The sequence below is a fragment of the Microbacterium sp. PI-1 genome, assembly GCF_004337555.1.
Taxonomy (GTDB): Bacteria; Actinomycetota; Actinomycetes; order Actinomycetales; family Microbacteriaceae; genus Microbacterium; species Microbacterium aurugineum.
Window position 1 is genome coordinate 23144 of the sequence record NZ_SJYZ01000022.1, and the last position, 21449, is coordinate 44592.

Annotated in this window: 20 protein-coding genes; 10 read left to right on the forward strand and 10 right to left on the reverse strand. The window is 70.1% G+C overall.

The window, feature by feature from the left end:
- The first annotated feature begins 18 nt into the window (after positions 1 to 18).
- The gene (locus tag E0W80_RS15415; RefSeq protein ID WP_205802376.1) at positions 19 to 669 is read left to right on the forward strand and encodes an HAD-IA family hydrolase; all 651 of its coding nucleotides are present in this window, start codon (positions 19 to 21) and stop codon (positions 667 to 669) included.
- A gap of 12 nt (positions 670 to 681) precedes the next feature.
- Here E0W80_RS15415 and E0W80_RS15420 read toward each other — a convergent pair whose 3' ends face one another.
- Together E0W80_RS15420 and E0W80_RS15425 are read right to left on the reverse strand one after the other, a co-directional pair.
- A complete protein-coding gene (locus E0W80_RS15420) occupies positions 682 to 1497 on the reverse strand; it encodes an SDR family oxidoreductase (RefSeq protein WP_047521679.1) in 816 nt (271 codons plus the stop codon).
- Positions 1498 to 1550: 53 nt separating this feature from the next.
- Entirely contained in the window at positions 1551 to 2297 is a 747-nt protein-coding gene (locus tag E0W80_RS15425; RefSeq protein ID WP_131493786.1) for an SDR family oxidoreductase, read from the reverse strand.
- Positions 2298 to 2541: 244 nt separating this feature from the next.
- On the opposite strand from E0W80_RS15425, the gene E0W80_RS15430 reads away from it, so the two are divergent.
- From E0W80_RS15430 to E0W80_RS15450, 5 genes are all read left to right on the forward strand, one after another.
- Positions 2542 to 3999, forward strand: coding sequence for an APC family permease (locus E0W80_RS15430; RefSeq protein ID WP_047521683.1), 1458 nt, complete (start codon positions 2542 to 2544; stop codon positions 3997 to 3999).
- Positions 4000 to 4043: 44 nt separating this feature from the next.
- Positions 4044 to 4883, forward strand: a complete 840-nt coding sequence (locus E0W80_RS15435; protein WP_131493787.1) for a molybdenum cofactor biosynthesis F family protein — start codon at positions 4044 to 4046, stop codon at positions 4881 to 4883.
- A gap of 1 nt (position 4884) precedes the next feature.
- Entirely contained in the window at positions 4885 to 6528 is a 1644-nt protein-coding gene (locus E0W80_RS15440; RefSeq protein ID WP_131493789.1) for an amidohydrolase, read from the forward strand.
- Positions 6529 to 6555: 27 nt separating this feature from the next.
- Positions 6556 to 6912, forward strand: coding sequence for a DUF202 domain-containing protein (locus E0W80_RS15445; protein ID WP_047521713.1), 357 nt, complete (start codon positions 6556 to 6558; stop codon positions 6910 to 6912).
- Between the two features lie 61 nt (positions 6913 to 6973).
- Positions 6974 to 7309, forward strand: coding sequence for a DUF202 domain-containing protein (locus E0W80_RS15450; protein ID WP_240740557.1), 336 nt, complete (start codon positions 6974 to 6976; stop codon positions 7307 to 7309).
- A gap of 72 nt (positions 7310 to 7381) precedes the next feature.
- Here the strand turns inward: E0W80_RS15450 and E0W80_RS15455 are convergent, their stop codons facing one another.
- The 5 genes from E0W80_RS15455 to E0W80_RS15475 are packed head-to-tail and all read right to left on the reverse strand — an operon-like array spanning position 7382 to position 13108.
- The gene (locus tag E0W80_RS15455; protein ID WP_131493791.1) at positions 7382 to 9697 is read right to left on the reverse strand and encodes an arylsulfatase; all 2316 of its coding nucleotides are present in this window, start codon (positions 9695 to 9697) and stop codon (positions 7382 to 7384) included.
- Positions 9698 to 10486, reverse strand: coding sequence for an ABC transporter ATP-binding protein (locus E0W80_RS15460; protein ID WP_131493793.1), 789 nt, complete (start codon positions 10484 to 10486; stop codon positions 9698 to 9700).
- Positions 10483 to 11319, reverse strand: coding sequence for an ABC transporter permease (locus E0W80_RS15465; protein WP_131493794.1), 837 nt, complete (start codon positions 11317 to 11319; stop codon positions 10483 to 10485). The genes E0W80_RS15460 and E0W80_RS15465 overlap by 4 nt, the downstream gene beginning before the upstream one ends.
- On the reverse strand, positions 11319 to 12098 hold the full coding sequence (locus E0W80_RS15470; RefSeq protein ID WP_194239194.1) for an ABC transporter permease subunit: 780 nt from the start codon (positions 12096 to 12098) through the stop codon (positions 11319 to 11321). Before E0W80_RS15470 ends, E0W80_RS15465 begins: the two co-directional genes overlap by 1 nt.
- Positions 12099 to 12103: 5 nt before the next feature.
- The gene (locus E0W80_RS15475; RefSeq protein WP_131493796.1) at positions 12104 to 13108 is read right to left on the reverse strand and encodes an ABC transporter substrate-binding protein; all 1005 of its coding nucleotides are present in this window, start codon (positions 13106 to 13108) and stop codon (positions 12104 to 12106) included.
- A 150-nt stretch (positions 13109 to 13258) separates the two neighbouring features.
- Between E0W80_RS15475 and E0W80_RS15480 the strand changes: the two genes are divergently transcribed.
- Complete coding sequence (locus tag E0W80_RS15480; protein ID WP_131493798.1) at positions 13259 to 13870, forward strand: TetR/AcrR family transcriptional regulator; 612 nt, start codon at positions 13259 to 13261, stop codon at positions 13868 to 13870.
- Positions 13871 to 13962: 92 nt separating this feature from the next.
- Here E0W80_RS15480 and E0W80_RS15485 read toward each other — a convergent pair whose 3' ends face one another.
- The 3 genes from E0W80_RS15485 to E0W80_RS15495 all read right to left on the reverse strand — a co-directional run bounded on the left by E0W80_RS15485 (position 13963) and on the right by E0W80_RS15495 (position 17716).
- Positions 13963 to 15426 (reverse strand): FAD-dependent oxidoreductase, encoded by a 1464-nt coding sequence (locus tag E0W80_RS15485; protein WP_131493800.1) that lies wholly within the window; start codon positions 15424 to 15426, stop codon positions 13963 to 13965.
- A 3-nt stretch (positions 15427 to 15429) separates the two neighbouring features.
- Positions 15430 to 16869 (reverse strand): aldehyde dehydrogenase family protein, encoded by a 1440-nt coding sequence (locus E0W80_RS15490; RefSeq protein ID WP_240740558.1) that lies wholly within the window; start codon positions 16867 to 16869, stop codon positions 15430 to 15432.
- A gap of 409 nt (positions 16870 to 17278) precedes the next feature.
- Positions 17279 to 17716: an Lrp/AsnC family transcriptional regulator gene (locus E0W80_RS15495; protein ID WP_194239192.1), complete on the reverse strand. Its 438-nt coding sequence runs from the start codon at positions 17714 to 17716 to the stop codon at positions 17279 to 17281.
- A 152-nt stretch (positions 17717 to 17868) separates the two neighbouring features.
- On the opposite strand from E0W80_RS15495, the gene pdhA reads away from it, so the two are divergent.
- The 3 genes from pdhA to E0W80_RS15510 are packed head-to-tail and all read left to right on the forward strand — an operon-like array spanning position 17869 to position 21406.
- Positions 17869 to 18987, forward strand: a complete 1119-nt coding sequence (gene pdhA / locus E0W80_RS15500; RefSeq protein ID WP_131493801.1) for a pyruvate dehydrogenase (acetyl-transferring) E1 component subunit alpha — start codon at positions 17869 to 17871, stop codon at positions 18985 to 18987.
- Complete coding sequence (locus E0W80_RS15505) at positions 18984 to 20012, forward strand: alpha-ketoacid dehydrogenase subunit beta (RefSeq protein WP_205802377.1); 1029 nt, start codon at positions 18984 to 18986, stop codon at positions 20010 to 20012. The genes pdhA and E0W80_RS15505 overlap by 4 nt, the downstream gene beginning before the upstream one ends.
- Positions 20009 to 21406 carry a dihydrolipoamide acetyltransferase family protein gene (locus E0W80_RS15510; protein WP_131493803.1) on the forward strand — a complete coding sequence of 466 codons (1398 nt, stop codon included), beginning with the start codon at positions 20009 to 20011 and terminating at the stop codon, positions 21404 to 21406. Before E0W80_RS15505 ends, E0W80_RS15510 begins: the two co-directional genes overlap by 4 nt.
- The last annotated feature ends 43 nt before the right edge of the window (positions 21407 to 21449 follow it).

Consider the following 21449-nt stretch of genomic DNA (forward strand, 5'->3'; position numbering starts at 1 on the left):
GGGCGTTAGCCTGAAGAGGTGACCCAGACGATCTCCGCCCGCGCCGCCCTCCTCGACATGGACGGCACCCTCGTCGACTCGACCGCGGTGGTGGAACGGCTGTGGCTCGCGTGGGCCGAGCCGCACGGGATCGCGCCGGAGACCGTGCTCAGCGTGGTCCACGGCCGACAGGGTCACCAGAGCATGGCGATCCTGCTGCCGGAGCGCGACCACGAGATCAACCTCCGCGAGAACGACGTGATGCTCGCCACCGAGGCCGACGACGTCGACGGCGTGATCCGGATCGCCGGCGCCGACGCCCTGCTCGAGGCCCTGCGCCCCCACCCGCACGCGATCGTCACCTCCGCGAACGTGGCCCTCATGACCGCGCGCATGGGAGAGGCCGGACTCACGATCCCCGAGCTCACCGTGACCGCCGAGAACGTCACGGCGTCGAAGCCGGATCCCGAGGGCTTCCTCCGCGCGGCGGAGCTGCTGGGAGTCGATCCCGCCGACTGCGTGGTTTTCGAAGACTCCGGCGCCGGGATCCAGGCCGGTCTCGCCGCAGGCATGCGGGTGATCGGGGTGGGCCGCCACGCGGCCGCCCACGAGCCCACCTACCGCGTGGACGACCTCACCGCGGTGCGCATCGTCCCGACCGCCCAGGGCTTCGACCTCACCATCGGCTGACCTCGCGCCGGGTCACATCCCGGCATGGTCGAACGCGATCGTGGGCACATCGACCACGTGCGACCCCCCGTCGGCGACGATCACCGCACCGGTGATGTACGACGACTCGCCCGAGCCGAGGAACCGCACGACCGACGCGATCTCCGCGGGGCGCGCCGGTCGGCGCAGCGGAACGTCGGCGGTGACCTTGGCGTAGGCCTCCTCCCGGGAGTCGAGCCCGGCGTGCGAGGCGAACTCGTCCATCTCCTCGTCGGCCATCGGCGTCTGCACCCAGCCGGGGCATATCGCGTTCACACGCACACCGTGGCGACCGTAGTCCCGCGCGAGCGTGCGGGTGAGGCCGACCAGGGCGTGCTTGCCGACGGTGTACCCGGCCACCGACGGCCCGGCGAACAACCCGGCGAGCGACGAGACGATCACGATCTGCCCCTTCGCCTCGATCAGAGCGGGAAGCGCCTCCCTCGCCATCGTGAAAGCCGTCGTGAGGTTGGCGCGGATCGCCGCGTCCCAGCTCTCGTCGTCGGTCTCCCCCACCGGAGAGAAGCCATGACCACCGGCGTTCGCGACCAGCACGTCGATGCGGCCGAACCGCGCCAGCACCTCGGCCACGGCGGACTTCGCCGAAGCGGTGTCCGCCGCATCGGCGATGATCGGCAGAGCACCGACCGCGCGCTCCACCTCGTGCAGCGGCTCCGGGCGACGCCCGACGACCACGACGTGCGCCCCCTCGGCCGCGTACCGTTCGGCGATGGCGGCGCCGATGCCCGTGCCGCCCCCGGTGATGACGACGACGCGTCCGGAGACGGTCGATCCGACCACGAGTCCCATGTGTGCTCCTGTGTGTTGGCGCGCGTGCGCGGTGGGTGCCCGATGCGGTCGCGTCAGGCGGGGAATCCGGATCGGGCGGTGTACCCGAAGTCACTGAGGATGCTGGTGCCGTTGATGGCCCCGGCCCGGGGCGATACGAGGTAGGTCACGTGCGCGGCGACCTCCGCCGCGCTCTGCACCGGGAAGTCCGGCTCGTCGAACGCGTCGGCCCCGAGGTCGCCCCGGCTCATCGGGGTGTCGACGATCGACGGCGCGACCGCGTTTACGCGGATGCCCGTGTCGGCGAGGTCGACCGAGAGGGCACGCCCGAACTGGAGCAGGGCCGCCTTCGACGTGCAGTAGGGCACCATGCCGGGTGAGGCGACGAACGCCGAATCGCTCGCGAGCAGCACGACCGCGGCGGCCTCCGCCTCGCGCAACGCGGGCAGCGCGTGCTTGAGAACCAGGAACGCCCCGGTCACGTTGACCGCGAGCACCCGGTTCCAGGCGTCGAGAGCGGTGTCTTCGAGAGACGAGCCCACCGGACCGGACACCCCGGCGCAGCAGACGACGGCGTCGAGTCGGCCCAGCGCGGCGACGCCGGTGCGCACCGCGAGTTCGACCTGCACCTCATCGGTGACATCCGCGACGAGGAGCACGGCATCCCGGCAGGCGTCCGCCACGTCCTGAAGCGCGGCTTCATCGCGGTCCAGGAGGGCGACCCTGACCCCTTCGGCGGCGAGCGCGAGCGCGGTCGCGCGGCCGATACCGCCGGCCGCCCCGGTGATGAGGGCGGTCGTCCCGTGCAGCTGCAGATCCATGTCGTCCTTCGTGCGCCGTCCGGCACCCGGTGGTTCAGGGGGAGGACGGCGATGTCGTCTCGGTCATCCTGCTCTCCCTCTCCGGCCGTGCGAACCTCCGTCCGCGGGCTGTGCACGGTAACACCACCGTCTTTCGCTCAGGGTCAAGCGCAGGGGCGACGGCGCGAGCAGACTCGCTCTATCGATGATTCCCCTCGTCGTCGATGCCGTGTCCGCACGGCCGTCACCCAGCAAAGGAGCCGACGTGGCAGAACCGACATCTGCGTCCACGACGACGCAGAACCACACCTCCCTCCGTCCGGGCGCCCTCGGCGTCGCCGGCATCGTCTTCCTCGTCCTCGCCGCGGTCGCGCCCCTGACGGGCATCGTCGTCGTCGCTTCCCTGGCCATCGCCCTCGGCAACGGCGGCGGCACGCCGATGTCCTTCTTCCTCGTCGCGGCCATCCTGCTGCTCTTCGCAATCGGCTACGCCCAGATGTCGAAGCAGCTGGTCAACGCCGGGGGCTTCTACGCCTTCGTGGTGAAGGGCCTCGGGCGCACGGGAGGGCTGATCGCCGGGCTGATCGCGACGCTCGGGTACAACTTCTTCGTCGTCGGCACGATCGGCACGAGCGGCTTCTTCATGCAGACGATCATCCGCGACCTCACCGGGCTCGACGTCAACTGGCTGGTCTGGGGCCTCCTCTCGATCGTGGTGTGCTTCGTGCTCGCTCGGATCGGTGTCGACTTCAGCTCCAAGGTGCTGGGCGTGTGCCTCGTGCTGGAGGTGCTGATGCTGGTCGTGTTCGACATCTCGGTGCTCGTGCAGACCGGCTACGACGTGGCGGCGTTCAGCCCCGAAGCCGTGTTCTCCGGGTCGCTGCCGATCGGCCTGCTGCTCGCGGCCACCGGCTTCCTCGGGTTCGAGGCGACGGCGCTGTTCAGCGAAGAGGCGAAGCAGCCGCTGCGCACGATCCCGCGGGCCACCTACACCTCGATCATCGCGATCGGCGTCATCCTCGGTGTCACCACGTGGGCCGTGGTGAGTGCGACCGGCGTCGCGCAGGCGCAAGCGACCGCTCTCGAGCATCTCCCCACCGGCGACCTGATCTTCTCGCTCTCGCAGCAGTATCTCGGCGGTCCGCTCACGACCGTGATGATGGTCCTGCTGCTGGTGAGCCTGTTCGCGGCGATGCTCGCCTTCCACAACTCCGCGACCCGATACCTGTACTCCCTCGGGCGCGCGAAGATCCTGCCGCAGGCGCTGGCCCGCACCCGCGCGAACGGCGCCCCGCAACTCGCCGGTATCGTGCAGGCCTCGTTCGCCGGCATCGTCGCGATCATCTTCGCGATCGCCGGAGCCGACCCGATCCTCACCCTCGTGCCCGCCATGCTGGGCTTCGGCACCCTGAGCGTGCTCATCCTGCAGGGCCTCGCGGCGATCTCGATCGTCGTGTACTTCCGCCGCCGCCGTGACCCGCGCTGGTGGAGCACCTTCATCGCCCCCGGCATCGGATTCCTCGGTATCGCCGCGATCTCGATCCTCGCCGTCGTGAACTTCAACATCGTGGCGGGCTCCGAGGAACTGGCCATCCGGCTGATGCCGCTGCTGCTGGTGGTCGCCCTGATCGGCGGCATCGTCTACGGCGCCTATCTCAAGCGATCCCGGCCCGCCGTGTACGAGGGCCTCGCCACCGACCTGGAGAGGTTCAGCACGCGCTGACCGCTCCCCCGCACCCCTCACCGACCGAAGGAACGAACCACACCATGACGACGCTGAACCCCGCCGACACCTCCACCTGGCTGCCGCTCGAGGGGCTCGCCCCCGGCTTCGACGCCAACAAGGCTCCGCACAGCACCGCGCTGAGCGGCCGCGAGATCACGGTCGTCGACGGCCGTGGCACGCGGATCGTGCACCGCTTCGCCGACGACACCGTGACCTGGGACTACCAGCCGGGGACCGACGATGCGACGGGAGCGGCTACCGACACCGACGACTACGAGGCGTTCGAGGTCGATCGCGACCTCTACTTCGTGCAGTTCCACCACCGGTACCTGCCGAACGAGGCGGTCTCGCTGATCCTCGACCTGCGCGACGGTCGCGCGCTGGCCGTGATCTCCGACATCCTCCCCGCTCCCGAGAAGGGACGCACGCGCGTGCAGCACCACTTCGCGCCGGGCGTGATCGAGGGGATCGAGGTCACCGGCACCGAACCCGCCCCCACGACGACGCTCATCGGACGCCGGGTGGAGTGGGTCTACAGCACCGAGCACGCGTACGAGCACGTGTACCTCTCGCCGCGGTGGTACTCGTGGCAGTGCCTCGCCGGCCCCGAGCGCGGGCTGGCCGACACCGACGAGAACAGCGTCTGGGAGGTGCGTCCCGGCATCTACGTGTTCGCCTGGCGCGAGAAGGTGATCCCCTGCGCCTCGGTGACGATCGCCGACCACCGCGACGTCAACGCGATCCGCTCCCACGGCGTGCTCTTCGGCCTCGACGAGAGCGGCGAGGTCCCCACGCACTTCACCTTCGGCGCACACGGACGTCTGCTCTCGACCACGATGCACACGCCCGAGCTCGAGCCCGCGACGTTCGGAGACCGCTGACATGACCGACGTCGCCGACCTCATCGTCACCGGCTCCGTGATCCGCACCGCGGACCGGACGAACCCGATCGTCGAGGCCCTCGCCGTCCGCGACGGGCGGATCCTCGCGGTCGGATCCCGGTCCGACATCGAATCGTTCCGCGGACGCCGGACCCAGTCGCTCGAGGTCGGCGACGCAGCGGTGTACCCCGGTTTCGTCGATGTGCACAACCACCACGCCCTCGCGGGGCGGACCGAGCTGTTCGAGCTGTCGCTGGCTCCCGCGCTGACGCTGGACGAGATCCTCGACCGGGTCCGGGAGAAGGCCGCCGAGCTCCCCGAGGACGCATGGATCGTGGGCGGCGCCGTGGCCACCACCCTGCTGCCCGCGCTCGCGAACACCGCGAGCCGACTCCGCCTGGACGAGGCGGGCGGCGGGCGTCCCGTCATGCTGATGGAGGACTCGCGTCACAACCGGTGGGCGAACAGCCGGGCACTGGAGCTCGCCGGGATCACCGCCGATCGGCTGCCCCCGTCCGGGACGGCTCTTCTCGATCCGGATGACGGCACGCCGACCGGTGTGCTCCTCGAAGCGGCGGGCATCCCCGTGCAGGAGGCCTACGACCGCAGCGGCGGGCTCACTCCCGCGCAGCACGCCGCCGCATCACGCCGCGGAATCGAGATCCTCAACTCGTTCGGCGTCACGGCCTTCCAAGACGCGGGGGTGTCGGTCGAGATCCTCGGCGCGCTGGCCGACCTCGACCGGGCCGACGAGCTCGAGGCCTGGGTCGTGTCCTCACTGCTGATCAACGACGAGATCTTCGGCTTCGACCCGATCGGCGAACCGCTGCTCGACCGCGGCGAGGAGTTCCGCACCGCGCACCACCGTCCCGACTTCGTGAAGATCTTCCTCGACGGAGTCCCCCCGGCACGCACGGCGTCGTTCCTCGAGCCGTATCTGGCGGACGCCGCGCACGGCGCGCACTTCCACGGCGAGACCACCATGACCCTCGACGAGCTCACCGGGTGGCTGCGCTCCGTGGCGCGACGCGGCCTGGGGGCGAAGGTGCACTGCACGGGGGACGGCTCCGCGCGCCTCGTGCTCGACGCCACGGAGCGGGTGCGCCGCGAGGGCTTCACCACCCCCGTTCAGATCGCGCACGGTCAGTTCCTGGCGGAGTCGGACATCCCCCGACTGGAGGCCCTCGACGTCTCGGCCGACATCTCTCCGTTCATCTGGTATCCGGGCGTCATCCCCCAGGCTTTGGCCGAGGTGCTCGGCGAACGCGCGGAGCACTCCCAGCCGAACCGGGCGCTGATCGACGCGGGGGCCCGGGTCGCCGGCGGTTCGGACTGGCCCGTGAGCGAGTCGCCGAACACGCTGGAGGGTCTGCAGGGTCTCGTGACGCGAGCGGACCCGCTCGGACGCGCCCCCGGCACCTTATGGCCCGAACAGGCCATCACCGCCGAGGAGGCACTGGAGGTCTTCACGATCAACGCCGCCGCGGCGATGGGCCTCGACGCCGAGACCGGGTCGCTGACGCCCGGGAAGTCCGCGGACTTCGTCGTGCTCGCCCGTGACGCCATCGCCGGTCCGGCGGACGAGATCGTGCACACCGAGGTCGTGTCGACCTGGTTCGCCGGCCGCCGAGTCCACGGCGACTGAGCGGTGCCGCGCGGATACGATGAGGCGATGAAGCGTTTCCCGGCATCCGTCTACTCCCTCGGCGAGGAGCCCGATCCGCGCTTTTCGCTCGCCAACGAACGGACGTTCCTGGCGTGGACGCGGACCGGACTCGCCCTGATCGCCGGTGGTGTGGCGCTCGAGGTCCTCGGCCTCGACCTTCACCCCGGATTCCGGCTCGCCGCGTCGCTGCTGCTCATGATCGCGGGGACCGCGGTCGCACCGCTCGCCTGGTGGGAGTGGATGCGGGCGGAGCGGGCGCTGCGCCAATCGCGGCCACTTCCGGGCGCGTTCTCCGCCGTGGTCCTCGCCGTGGTCGTCGTCCTGGTCGGACTGCTCGTGCTGGCCGGCGTCCTGTGGCGCTGACAGAGCCCCGGTCGTGAGAAGACGTCCGGCCGCGGAGCCCGACCGCCTGTACGATCCCGGTTTGCAGCCCGAACGCACGGAGCTCGCCTGGCGCCGCACGGCCCTCGCGATCGCCGTCGGGTCCCTGATCTCCCTGCGGATCCTGCCGTTGGTCCTCCCCGCCGGCGCCGGGGCCTGGGGGCTCGCTCCCGGCGCGATCGGACTGGGGACCGCGTGCCTGCTCTGGTTCGCCGCACGTCGCCGCCAACGGCGGGTCACCGCCGTGTTGACGGGCGCCGCAGCGGGTCTCCCTCCGGGCGGCGGGCTGCTCCTCGTCCTGACGGTGTTCGGCACCGGCTTCGGCGTCGTCGCCCTCGCTCTCGTGGCGATCGCTCTGGGCGCGAACAGCCCGGTCTGACCGCAACGGATCGACAGGGCGAGCGGCTGATGTCGGCGACCCCTCAGACACCGACCTCAGCCGCTCACCGGATCAGTCGGCGACCGCCAGAACCGCCTGTCCGACGGCGCGCAGCACGGTCGGATCGTGCGGCGAGCGCTCACCGGGCACGTAGCGCACGCGGTGCAGCTCGCCGCCCCGGAACGGGAACGAGCGATGCTGCTCGTGCAGCTCCCAGTCGACCGGGCCACCGAAGTCGTACCCCACGCTGATGCCCGTGAACGGTGACATGCCGATGAGCATGGGCACGCTGTCGAGCACCGCCGCACGGTCGCCGTCCACCTCGACCGTCAGGCTCCAGCGCAGTCCGGGGTGCTCGTCGACGCGCAGCACGATCCGGTGCTCCCCCGGAGACAGCTGCGCTCCGCGGGCACGGTGCATCGCGCCGTAGGCGTTGTAGGCGACGAGAGGCGCCCCGTGGTCCAGTGCGAGCAGGTAACCGCCGCCCTGATCGCCGTGGGCCACGATCACGCCTGCCGCGTCGGCCCCGGTCGTGAGGTCGACCTCGACCGCGAAGGAGCGGAGGACCGTGAGCTTCGCCGAACGGAAGCGCTCCAGAGGAGGACGGAAGGGCACCAGGTCTATCGCCGCGGAGAGCGGTTCCTCGGTGTCGGGGCGCAGGCGGAACAGCGCGCCGTCGTCATCGAGGGGGAACACGGTGTTGCGCCAGGCTTCCGCGTGCCAGCGTGCCGCCATCGCCGCGACGCGTTCGGGGTGATCGGCAGAGACGTCCTCAGTCTCGGTCGGGTCGGACGCGAGGTCGTAGAGTTCCCAGACGCCGCCCGCGGGGCCCTCGTCCTTCGTCGGGGGCACGGTCGAGAGGGCCTTCCACGTCCCGTCGACGAGGGCCCGTCGTCCCACGCACTCGAAGTACTGGTCCTCCCGGCCCGGCGCGGTGGGGTGGGCGAGCACGTCGACGACGCTGCCGCCGTCCATCTCGAGTGCCGGTCGGCCGCGCCGCTGGTCCAGGGACGGCACGCCGCACAGTTCCAGGATCGTCGGTGCGAGGTCCGAGACGAACACGAACTGGTCGCGCAGACCGCCCGCCATCGGGGCGTCCGGCCACGAGATGATCAGCGGGGCGTGGACGCCGCCCTCGTAGGTCGTGGCCTTGAACGAGCGGAACGGCGTGTTGGACACCCGCGCCCATCCGGTCGGATACTGGCCGAACACGCGCGGACCACCGAGGTCCTCCAGCGGGCGCGGCACGTCGGTGATCCACCCCTCGGGCATCGCACCGTTCGCGCCGAACTGGGCGAAGTAGCTCCGGGTTCCGGTCGGTCCCCCCTCGGCCGTCCCTCCGTTGTCGCTGGCGAGCACGACGATCGTGTTCTCGCGCTCGCCGCTGCGGTCGAGTCGATCGAGCAGTCGCCCCACGCTCTGGTCGATCTCGTCCACGGCCGCGGCGTACACCTCCATGTGTCGGGCGAACAACCGTCTCTCCTCGACCGAGAGGTCGTCCCACGCGGGGATCCGGTCGCCGTCGGCGATCGCCTCGCCGGGGAGCTCCGCGTGATCGGGGACGATGCCGCGCGCACGCTGGCGGGCGAACCGCTCGGCCCGCAGGGCGTTCCACCCGGCCTCGTAGCGGCCGTGGTACTTCTCGATGTCGGCGTCCTTCGCCTGGATGGGCCCGTGCACGGAGGTGTGCGCGTAGTACAGGAAGAAGGGCTTGTCCGGATCGTTCACCCGCAGGTCGTCGATCATGCCGATGGCGCGGTCGGTCAACTCGTCCGTGAGGAAGAAGCCCTCGGGGTACTCGCGGAGGTCGACGACGGAGTTGTCCTGCACCAGCCGATGCGGATGGTGCAGCGACGTGAAGCCGTCCATGCTCCCGAAATACCGGTCGAATCCGCGCTGCAGCGGCCACGTGCTCCGGTCGGCACCGTCGTGCAGGCGCGATTCGAGCGTGAGATGCCACTTCCCGACCATGAAGGTCGCGTACCCCCCGGCGCGCAGCGACTCCGCCAGTGTCGGCGCGTCCTCGGGGAGCTCGCAGCTGAATCCCGGATAGCCGGGGTCGATGTGCGCGACGAAGCCGAAGCCGGCCCGGTGCGGGTTCAGCCCGGTGAGCAGTGCCGCCCGGGCCGGCGAGCACATCGGCGCGGTGCGGTAGTTCGTGAACACCCACCCCTCGTCGGCGAGACCGTCGATGCGCGGTGTCTCGATCTCGCTCCCGAACGGCCCGAGGTCGCTGAAACCGAGGTCGTCGATCAGCATCACGATCACGTTGGGCGCCTTCGGCCCGGGTCGCTGCGGCTCCGGCCACCAGGGCTCGGACTCGGAGGTGAATTCCGCCGCGTGCCCCGCGAAGCTCTCATAGCCGCGCGCCTCCGTCGGCATCGACATCTAGCCCGCCTTCCGGATCAGGCCGAAGATCTGCGTGCGCAGCTCCGCGAACGCCGGAAGCGCCCGCGTCGTCAGCTGGTCGCGCGGGGCCCCGAAGTCGATCTCGACGATCTCGGTCACCTTCGCCGGGCGCTCCCCCAGCACCACGACTCGGTCCGACAGGTAGACGGCCTCGTCGATGTCGTGCGTGACGACCACGATCGTCATCCCGAACTGCTCGCGGATGCGCAGGCAGAGGTCCTCCAGCTCGAACCGCGTCTGCGCATCGACCGAGGCGAACGGCTCATCCATCACGAGCACCTCGGGCCGATAGGCGATGGCACGCGCGATCGCGACGCGCTGCTGCATGCCGCCCGACAGCTGCCACGGGAACTTGGACTCGGCCCCGGAGAGCCCGACCGCGGTGAGCGCGGAGGCGACCCGCTCCTCGCGTTCCGCACCCGGCAGGTGCAGGTGCTTGAGCGGCAACCGCACGTTCTTCTCGACGGTGAGCCAGGGCATCAGCGACCGGGTGTACTCCTGGAACACGAGCGCCATCTCCTCGGGCGGGCCCTCGATGACGTTCCCGTCGATCGCCGCACTGCCCGCCGTGATGCTCTGCAACCCGGTGAGACACTTCAGCAACGTGGTCTTGCCGATGCCGGACGGCCCGACGATGCAGCACACCTCGCCCACGCGCACATCGAAGGTGAGGTCGGCGATCACGGGGACGAGACCGTTCTTCGTCGGATAGGACTTCGCGAGCCCGCGCACACTGAGCCGGACGGGGGTCTGTTCGATGGTGGTCATGCGTTCTTCTCCTGTTGCTGGGAGGCGATGTACCAGCGCAGCACGCGGCGCCGGAAGAGGGTGAACACGGCGGTGGCCGCGTAGCCGATGATCCCGAGGACGAGGATGCCCGCCCACATGTCGGGGATCGCGAAGGACTGCTGGGCGAGCAGGGTCGCGGCACCGAGTCCGGTGGACGACCCCAGCATCTCGCTGGCGATCATGACCACGAACGCGGTGATGAGACTGACCTGCATCCCGGAGAGGATGCGCGGGCCCGCCGCGGGCAGCACCACGGAGAACAGCCGCTCCGGTCCACTCAGTCGGTAGACGCGACTCACCATCTCGAGCGTCGGCTCGCCGGCGCGCACACCGTCGATCGTCGAGATGAGGATGGGGAAGACGGCGGCGAGGGTGATCGACAGGATCCGGGTCTCGTTGCCGAACCCGATGAGCGACACGAAGATCGGCACGAGCGCCACCGGCGGGATCGCACGGAAGAAGTGGATGGTCGGCTCGACCAACCAGCTCAGCGGACGGATCAGTCCGAGCACCAGGCCGAGCAGCACGCCGATCACGGTCGCCAGCAGGAAGGAGACCACGAGATTCCCGACCGACGAGGCGACGTCCACCAGGAAGGCGGGCGTCTGCACGAGCTGCCACAGCCGCTGCAGGATCACCTGGAGCGGCGGGAAGAAGGCGTTGGTGGAAGCGGCGGAGACGAACCACCACAGCGCCAGCAGCAGCACCGGGACCGCGATCTCGGCGCCGACGAGGACGCCGCGGGGAAGCTCGCCCTGCCCGCGACGGCGCGCGAGACGTGCAGGGGTCTGGATCGAGGTGGTGAGCGTCATCAGAGGACCTGCTTCCGGTATTGCGGATGCCAGTGCAGCAGTCGCCGCTCGCCCCATTGACTGAGTCCCTGGACGAGGAGTCCCAGGGTGCCCAGGATGAGCACGTAGGCGAAGAGCTGGGCCTGGTTGCCGGAGATCTGAGAGAGCAGCAGGCTCTGTCCGAGCCCGGGCCCGCCACCGAGGAGTCCGGCGACGACGGCCACGACGAGCGAGGTCGGCGCGGCGACGCGGATCGCGGTTCCGATGTAGGGCAGTGCGCTGGGGAGCACGATGCGCCCCAGGATCTCGGCGCGCCCCATGCCGTACGACCGCCCCGTCGCCCGTGCGACCGGGTCCGTGTCGAAGACGCCGGCGGAGGACTGGACGGCGATCGCGATGAAGCAGCCGAAGAACACCAGGAAGATCCCCATGGCCTGCGTGGGGCCGAGCACGAGGACCACGATCGGCAGGATGACGATCGGCGGGATGGGCTTCAGGAACTCCAGCGGCACGCGGGTCGCGTGCATCGCCAGCGGTGAGGTGCCGATGGCCACCCCGAGCACGACGCCGATGACGATCGCGAGCAGGAGCCCGGTCAACGCCATCGTCAGCGTGTCGCCGACGGCCGTCCAGGTGGCCGGGGTCCCGAGCAGGCGCACGGCCTCACCGATCGCCTCGGTCGCCGCCGGGAGCGGTGACCCGGCGAGCGGCCCCGTCGTCGCCGACCACTCCCAGAGCGCCAGCGCCGAGACGACGCCGACGGCCCCGATCAGCGGAGGAAGGAGCGTGGAACGGATCATGATGGTCACTCGACTCCGACGATGACGCCCTCGAGGTCGACCGGTGCAGGCAGGTACCCGAGGGCGACGAGCTTCTCGTTGACCCGGTCGAGGTCGATCGGAGCGACCTCCGCGGGCCAGAAGGGCAGCTTCACGTCGTCGACGCTCAGGGTCGAGCCGGTGGCGTCGATGCCGGCCTGGATGGCTTCCTCCGGGTGCTCGTTCGCGTAGGCATTGCTCTTCGCCACGGCACGCTGGAACCCGGCGATCGCATCCGCCTTCGCGGCGATCGTGCTGTCACCGGCCGTCCAGAGCCCGACGGCGCCTTCTTCGAAGAATCCGACCGACGGCGCGGCGAGGAAGACGGCACCGGCGGCCTCCGCCTCGCCCGTGAACGGGCTGACGAGACCCGCTGCATCGACGTTGCCGCTCTGGAGCGCGGCCACGGCGGAGGTGAAGTCCAGGACGACCCACTCCACGGAGGCGGGGTCGACGCCTTCCCGGTCGAGCGTGTCGGAGATGACGACCTCGAGCTGCGCCTTGCGCGCGGGCACCGCGATGGTCGCCCCTTCCAGATCGGCGACCGAGGTGATGCCGCTCGCGGCGGACGCATACAGTCCGGTGTCGTCCATCGAGGCCGGGTCGTCCCCCTCCGCGGCCCCGCCCACGAAACCGTCGGCCGGGGCGATGACCTTCAACGGGACGCCGCTGGAGAGGGCGTTGAGCAGCGGGATGCTCGGCGCGTACGCCACGTCGACCTGTCCGCTCTGGGCCGCAGCGAGGCCGGCGGGCGGGTTCGCCACGACCGAGGTCTCGAGCGCGATCCCCTCGTCCTCGAAGAACCCCTGCTCCTGACCGACGATCAGGGCGCCGTCGGAGACGAGGCCGATCGTCGCCACTTTGAGCGTCGTCAGCTCACCGTCGCCACCCGATGGCGAGGAGGCGGGTGCAGACGTGCAGGCGGCGAGGGCGAGCACGCCGGCCGCCACGGCGACTCCGGATGCCCGACGTGCGAGACGTGTGACGTTCATGAGAACTCCTCTGCGAGTTAGTCACCAGTTGGTGATTTTAAAGATCGTACTCGTGCCTTGCTTTTGATTGATTACGATCGGGTTACATTAGTCACCAGATGGTGACTAAAAACAGCAAACAGATATTTTGAGATGTGAGGGGGAAACAGCATGCCGAAGATCGTCGACCATGAGGAGCGGCGCACGCACATCGCGGACGCTGCGACGCAGGTGATCATCCGGGTGGGGTTCGACAGCCTCACGATGCGGGAGATCGCCACGGAAGCGGGCTACGCCCACGGCGCGATCGCGCGATACTTCCCCGACAAGAGAAGCATCCTCACCGCCGCTTTCCTGCGCTTGTACACGCTCGCGAACGACCGCATCCACGCCCGCATCGAACGCGTGCGCGGGCTGGAGGCACTCGAACGGATCTGCCGCGAGATCCTCCCGTACAGCCCGAACGGACCGCTGTACGCCAAGGTGGTGATCGCCTTCTGGGACCACGCGTCGCAGGATGACGAGGTCACCCGCATCCACCGGGTGAACAACCTGCACTGGCGCGATCTGTTCCGCCAGTGCCTGATTGAGGCGCGGGACGACGGCGAGCTCGCCGACGACGTCGACATCGAGACCGCGGTCAACGAGATCGCCTCGCGCAACGCGGGCTGGCAGATGATCTCGGTGCTGATGCCGGATTCGGCGGGTGACGGCCGGCTGAACGACGGACTCGACGCCCTGCTGTCGACGCTCCGCCGCCCTTCCCCTCCACGCCCGAGCTGAGCGGTCGACGCCCCCGCTCATCGTCGACACCCCGTGCTGCAGGCGACCGCAACCGGGGGTCTCGACGACGAACGGGGGTCTCGACATCGCCCTCAGCCCTCCAGGAAGAACTGGGCGCCGCGTTCGCCGATCATCGCGGCGGGGGCGTTCGTGTTGCCCGTGGGCACGGTCGGCATCACCGAGGCATCGATCACCCGCAGCCCCGCGACACCGTGGACGCGCAACCGGGGATCGACGACAGCCTCGGGGTCCGTCCCCATGCGGCACGTGCCGACCTGGTGGTGGTAGGTGATGGCGGTGCGCCGCACCCAGTCCTCGACGCCGGAGTCCGACACCTCGGGCCCGGGGTAGACCTCGACCGCACCCCAGTCCTCGGCGAGTGCCGGGCGTGCTCCGATCCGACGCGCCTGCCGCACGGAGGCGGCGAGGGAGGCCACATCGCGATCGTCTTCGAGCGCCGCCAGGTCGATCTCCGGAAGGTCGGCGAGCCCCGGGCCGGAGAGCCGGAGGGCTCCGCGGCTGTGCGGCGTCACCAGCCCGGCCATCAGGGTGAACCCGTCGTCGCCGCGCGGCTCGAGCTCCCCCCACATGGGAACGGAGAAGTGGATCGGCTGGGTGTCGGGCTCCGCGAGGTCGTCACGGCTGCGCCAGAAGAGGTGGCTCTGCGTGACCGACACCCCGGCCTGCGGAGGCCCGACCGGACGCCCCGTCGTGAAGATCACCGGTGAGAGCAGATGGTCGTGCAGGTTCTGCCCGACCCCGGGCGAGTCCTGCACCACCGGAATGCCGAGCGCGGTGAGGTCGGCCGCGGGACCGATTCCCGAGCGGAGCAAGATCACGGGCGAGCCGATCGCGCCGGCTGCGAGGATCACCTCGTCGGCGAGGACCTCCTCGGACCCCTCCCCCTCCCCGAGCTGCACGCCGACCGCCCTTCCGTCCCGGACGATCACCGAGTGCACCTCGCGTCCGGTGAGGATCGTCAGCCGATCGGCGATGGGCTGCGCGTAGGCCGTCCAGGTGTTCACCCGGCGACCGTCGCGCATGGTCACCTGCTCTTGCGAGACCCCGTCGAGCGTGCCGCTGTTGTAGTCCGGATTGCGCGGAAGCCCCTCCTGCACCGCAGCATCGATGATCGAGGCCTGGATCGGCGAGAGCGCGTAGTCGTCGGTCACCGGGAGCAGATCGTTCTCGATCGCGTCGTAGACGGGCTCGACGTCGGCCCAGCTCCACCCGGTCGCACCTCCGCGTTCCCAGGCGTCGTAGTCGGACGCCGCGCCACGCACCCAGATCATCGCGTTCAACGCGTGCGATCCCCCGGTGACCTTGCCGCGAGGCAGGTGCAACCGACGGCCGCCCGCGTGCTCCTGCGGCACGGTGAAGTAGTCCCAGTCCTCCGCGGAATGCCAGAGCTCGCCCGCCCGGGAGGGGTCGTGGATGGCCGGGTTGGTGTCGTATCCGCCGGCCTCGACCAGGGTCACCGCGACACCGGCATCCACGAGGCGACGCGCGACGATCGATCCCGAGGTTCCTGCTCCGACGACGATGGCAGAGCGCACGGGTCAGCCCTTCCGGCCGGGTCCCGACACGACCTGGGTCACGGCGACGGACTTGAGTCCCTCGACCCCGAACTCCAGCCCGTAGCCCGAGCTCTTCACTCCACCGAACGGCACCATCGGGTGCAGCCCGCCGTGGGAGTTGATCCACACCGTGCCGGACTGCATCCGCGAGGCCGCCTCCCGTGCCGCCTCGGGGTCGCTCGACCAGACGGAGGCGCCGAGCCCCGCGTCCAGGGCGTTCGCCCAGGTGAAGGCCTCGTCCACGTCGGTGTAGCGAATCACCGGGAGCGCGGGACCGAACTGCTCCTCCTGCACCAGTGCCGCGTCATTGTCGATGTCGGCGACGATGGTGGGCCGGTAGAAGAGCTCACCCAGCTCAGGGGCGGACTCGCCACCGGTGACGATGCGGGCGCCGCGGCTCTTCGCATCGTCCACCAAGCGGCTGACGATGTCGAACTGCGGGCGGTTCTGCAGCGGTCCCAGGACGTTGTTCTCGTCGAGCCCGTTGCCCATCGGCACCGATCCGGCGATGGCGGCGAGCGCGGCGACGACCTCGTCGTAGACCGAGTCGTGCACGTACAGGCGCTTCATCGCGGCGCAGGTCTGCCCGGTGTTGATGAACGCGCCCCAGAAGAGGTCTTCCGCGATCGCTGCCGGGTCGGTGCCCGGGAGCACGATGCCGGCGTCGTTGCCACCGAGCTCGAGCGTCAGGCGCGCCAGGTTGCCGGCGGAGCTCTCGATGATGCGACGCCCGGTCGCGGTCGAGCCGGTGAACATGATCTTGGCGATGTCGGGGTGCGAGGCGAGCCGGGCGCCGACCTCACGGTCGCCGGAGACGCCGATCAGGACATCCGCGGGCAGCACGTCGTTGATCACCGCGATCATCGCGAGCACGCTCAACGGCGTGTACTCGCTCGGCTTCGCCACGACGGTGTTGCCCATCCGCAGGGAGGGCCCGATCTGCCAGACCGTGATCATGAGCGGCCAGTTCCACGGGCCGATGGCACCGACGACGCCGGCTGCCTTGTAGACGAGCTCGGCATGCAGCGTCTCGTCGTCGACCAGGATCTGCGGCTCGATCGTCGTCGTGGCGTTCGTGCGCAGCCAGGCGGAGCAGGCTCCGAGCTCGAAGCGGGCGTTCGGGCCGTTCAGCGGCTTCCCCTGCTCGCGCGAGAGCAGGTACGCCAGTCCCTCGGCATTCGCGTCGATGGCGTCGGCCGCGGCGAGGAGCAGCGCGCTGCGTTCCTCGTGCCCGAGGGCCTCCCACGCCGGCTGGGCCGCCTTCGCACGGGCGATCGCCGCGTCGAGGTCGTCGACCGTGGCGACGGGCGCACGACCGATGACCTCCCGGGTCGCGGCATCCGGGATCTCCCGGCCTGCGCCTTCCGGCGCCTGGATGCGGTCGAGCAGCGCAGCGGCTGCGGAAGCGGCGGAATCGGACATCGGGGACTCTCCTTCGAGCGTGACGCGGGCCAGCGACGGTCGAGAAGCTGGTCGTCCTCTCATTCTCGACCGGCGTTCCTCCCGGCACTTGTCGCGGAGCGCGCCGCAGATGTCCGAGTGCGAAGGATGCCGTGCCCCCGCGCCTGCCCCGCACGAAGGAGAACCCACGCCCTGAAGGAGCATCCACGCTTTGAAGGAGCACTCACACCCTGAAGGAAAACTCACGCTTTGAAGGAGAACCACGTCCTGAAGGAGAACTCACGCTTTGAAGGAGCATCCACGGGATTCAGTCCTTCGAAACGTGAGTTCTCCTTCATTTCGGGCGGGGCGGACCCGGGCGGGGCGGACCCGGGCGGGGCGGACCGGGCGGCACGAAAACGGATCCGGGAGGCACGGACATGCGAGACGCTCAGGCCCGCGGGTAGTCCTCGAAGATCAGTGTGGTCCTGGTCGAACGGATCGACGGGATCGCCTGGATGTCCTCCAGCACGATGCGGCGCAGATCGCGGGCATCGTTGGCCCGAACGAGCAGGATCACGTCGAAGTCGCCGCCGACCAACGCCATGTGCTCGATCTCGGGGATCGCGCGCAGCCGCTCACTCACCGCCTGCCAGGTGGCCTGCTCGATGGCGAGCGTGACGTACGCACTCGCGTGGTGCCCGAGGAGGACGGGATCGGTGCGCACCGAGTACCCGATGATCACCCCCGCGTCGGTGAGCCGTTTGATCCGCGCATGCGCGCCGGCGCGCGAGATGTGCACGGCGTCCGCGATCGCCGTCATCGAGGAGCGCGCATCGCGGCGCAGTTCCTCGAGGATCGCTCGATCCGTGTCGTCCAACGCGATCATGTGACCCCTTCCGCCGGCCGGAGAATCCTGACACTTCGTTCAAGAATGCCTTATTCGATGCGATTTCATCCAGGATTCAGCGAACGATCTTGGATGACTGTCGCACGCGGAGGCATGCTGTCTCCAACGAGTTCGGCAAGGAGGGCGAGCGCATGCTGCACACCGACCTGCTCCCGCGAGACACCGCGGTGCAACTGATCGACGAGAACGGCACCCCCATCGCGGACGCGCCCTACCCGCTCCCCGACGGCGAGACCCTTCTGGCCGCCTACCGCGGACTCGTCGAGGGACGACGGATCAACGATCAGGCCGGCGCGCTCGTGCGCCAGGGGCGTCTTGCCGTCTACCCCTCTTCCCAAGGCCAGGAAGCATGCCAGGTCGGCGCCGCGATGGTCCTCGGAGCCGAGGACTGGCTGTTCCCGACGTACCGCGATTCGGTCGCCGTCATCGCCCGCGGGGTCGAACCCGCTGACGCGCTCGTGCTCCTCAAGGGCGACTGGCACTCGGGGTACGACGTCCGCGCCCACCGCGTCGCGCCTCAGGCGACCCCGTTGGCGACCCAGCTGCTGCACGCGGTCGGCTTCGCGCAGGCCGCGAAGCATCGGGGAGAGGAGACCGTGGTGCTCGCCCTCTGCGGCGACGGGGCCACGAGCGAGGGCGACTTCCACGAAGCCATGAACTTCGCGGCCGTGTTCCACGTCCCGGTCGTGTTCTTCGTGCAGAACAACGAGTTCGCCATCTCCGTCCCGCTCTCCCGGCAGACCGCCGCCCCCTCCCTCGCGCACAAGGCGATCGGCTACGGGATGCCCGGCCAGCGGGTCGACGGAAACGACGTCGCCGCGGTGCTGGCCGTGCTCGGCGAGGCCGTGGAGCGAGCCCGCACCGGCGGAGGCCCCTCGCTCGTCGAGGCTCACACGTACCGGATGCAGGCGCACACCAATGCCGACGACGACACCCGCTACCGCGAGCGGGCCGAGGTCCAGGCCTGGGTCGCCCGCGATCCCCTCACCCGCTTGCGCGCGCACCTCACCGCCACGGGCGCTCTCGACGCGGACGCCGAGGAGCGCTTCGCCGCCGGCGCCGAGGAGATCGCGACCGCCATGCGCGCCGCCCTGAACACCGACGCCGAGCTCGACCCCGAAGACCTGTTCCGCCACGTGACCGCGACCCGATCGCCACAGTTGGACGAGCAGTGGCACCTGCTGCGCGACGAGATCGAACGCTCACGGCTCGCCGACGCGGACACCGCAACGAACGGAGGCCACCGATGACCATCGCGCAGGACGACACCACGACGCACAGCGACGTCGGGACGACGACCACCATGACGATGGCTGCCGCCCTCAATCGTGCTCTCGCCGATGCGATCGAGTCCGATCCGGACGTAGTGGTCTTCGGCGAGGATGTGGGAGCGCTCGGCGGTGTCTTCCGCATCACCGACGGCCTCACGGCCCGCTACGGCGAGGATCGCTGCTTCGACACCCCACTCGCCGAATCCGGCATCGTGGGAACCGCCGTCGGCATGGCGATGAACGGCCTGCGCCCCGTCGTCGAGTTGCAGTTCGACGCGTTCGCGCTCCCCGCGTTCGAGCAGATCGTCAGCCATGTCGCCAAGCTCGGGAACCGCACGCGCGGTGGCCTGCGGATGCCGCTGGTGATCCGCATTCCGTTCGGCGGCGGCATCGGCGGCGTCGAGCACCACTGCGACTCCTCCGAGGCGTACTACGCGCACACCCCCGGTCTCACGGTCGTCAGTCCCGCCACGCCGCAGGACGCGTACTCGTTGCTGCGCGCGGCCATCTCCTCGCCCGACCCCGTGATCTTCCTGGAACCGAAGAAGCTCTACTGGGCCAAGGGCGAGGTCGACACCGCGCAGACCGCCCGGCTCGGCACCGCGCGTGTCGCCCGGGCCGGGACGGACGTGACGCTCCTCGCCTACGGCTCCTCCGTCCCCCTCGCGCTCGAGGTCGCCGAGGTCGCCGCCACGGAAGGACGCAGTGTGCAGGTCGTCGACGTCCGCTCGCTCTCCCCCTTCGACGACGCGACCGTCACCGCGGCCGTGAAGTCCACGGGCCGCGCCGTGGTCATCGCCGAAGCCCCGGGCTATGTGAGCGTCGCATCCGAGATCCAGGCACGCGTGTTCGAGCGCTGCTTCGAGTATCTCGCCGCCCCCGTGCGCAGGGTCACCGGCTTCGACACCCCCTATGCGCCGCCGAAGTTCGAGCACTGGTATCTGCCCGACGTCGACCGCGTGCTCGATGCGATCGACACGCTGCACTGGGAGGACGAGGCATGAGCACCCCGACGACGTCCGCGCAGGCCACTCACGTGTTCCGCCTGCCCGACCTGGGCGAGGGACTGACCGAGGCGGGCCTCGTGCAGTGGCTCGTCGCGGTCGGCGACACGATCGTCACCGACCAGCCCATCGCCGAGGTGGAGACAGCCAAGAGCGTCGTCGAGCTGCCGTCCCCGTTCGCCGGTGTCGTGACCGCACTGCACGGCACGGTCGGCGACACGATCGACGTCGGCGCCCCGGTGCTCGAGGTCGTCGACCCGGTAGCCGCCCCGCACGCCGACGACGTCTCCGCCCCCGAGGAACAGGAGACCACTCCGACGGAGATCGAGCACGAGGCGTACCGGGAGGAGGAGCGCGCCGGCTCGGGCAACGTCCTGATCGGCTACGGCACCACGGCCCGCGCTGCGAAGGGGCGGCGCCGTCCGTCCGCCGCGGCCACGCCGACTCCGCCCGCTCCCCCCGCCCCCGAGCGCACGACGCCGGAGTCTGCGCGCGACCGTCGCCCGGTCGCGGTCCGGTCACCGCTCGTGCGCCGACTCGCCCGGGATCTGGGACTCGACGTGCACGCGATCACCGCGACCGGTCCGGACGGGGCGATCACCCGCGCGGACGTGCTGCAGGCCGCGGTCGAGAACGCCGTGGACGGCGCCGCCGCACATCACCGCGTGACCACCGGGAGCGACGAGACCGTCGACGGACTGGGCGTGGTGTCGCGCGAGCGGATGTCGCCCCTTCGTCGAGCCGTCAGCGCCACGCTCACCCGCAGCCGGTCCGAGATTCCCGAGGCGACCGTCTGGGTCGATGTCGATGCGACGGAGCTGTGGGACCTCCGTGCACGGATGGCGCCGGAGGGAGGCAGAGCCCCGTCGGTGACGGCCCTGCTCGCGCGCTTCGTCCTGCTCGCGCTCGAAGACTTCCCCATGCTGGCATCGCGGCTCAGCGAGAGCGGCGAGGAGGTGATCTCGTTCGACGGCGTGAACCTCGGCATCGCGGCGGACACCGAGCGCGGCCTGCTGGTGCCCGTCCTCCCGCGGGCGCACGCGCTGACCGTGGATCAGCTCGACACCGCTCTGCGAGAGCTCGCCGCCACAGCGCGAGCCGGATCGATGCCGCCGGAGCGCCTGCGCGGTTCGACCTTCACCCTCAACAACTACGGCGGCCTCGGCGTCGACGGCTCGGCCGCGATCATCAACCACCCGGACGTCGCGATCCTCGGCATCGGCCGGATCATCGAGCGCCCGTGGGTCGTGGAGGGTGCGATCGTCGTCCGGCGCATCGCGCAGCTGTCGCTCGTGTTCGACCACCGCGTGTGCGATGGCGGATACGCCGCAGGGTTCCTGCGCCGCGTGACCGAGCTCATCGAGCATCCGCTGCGCGCCTACGGGAGGATCTGACCCGAATACCGCTTCCCCTACACGGCGGCGGCTCCGATGCGAT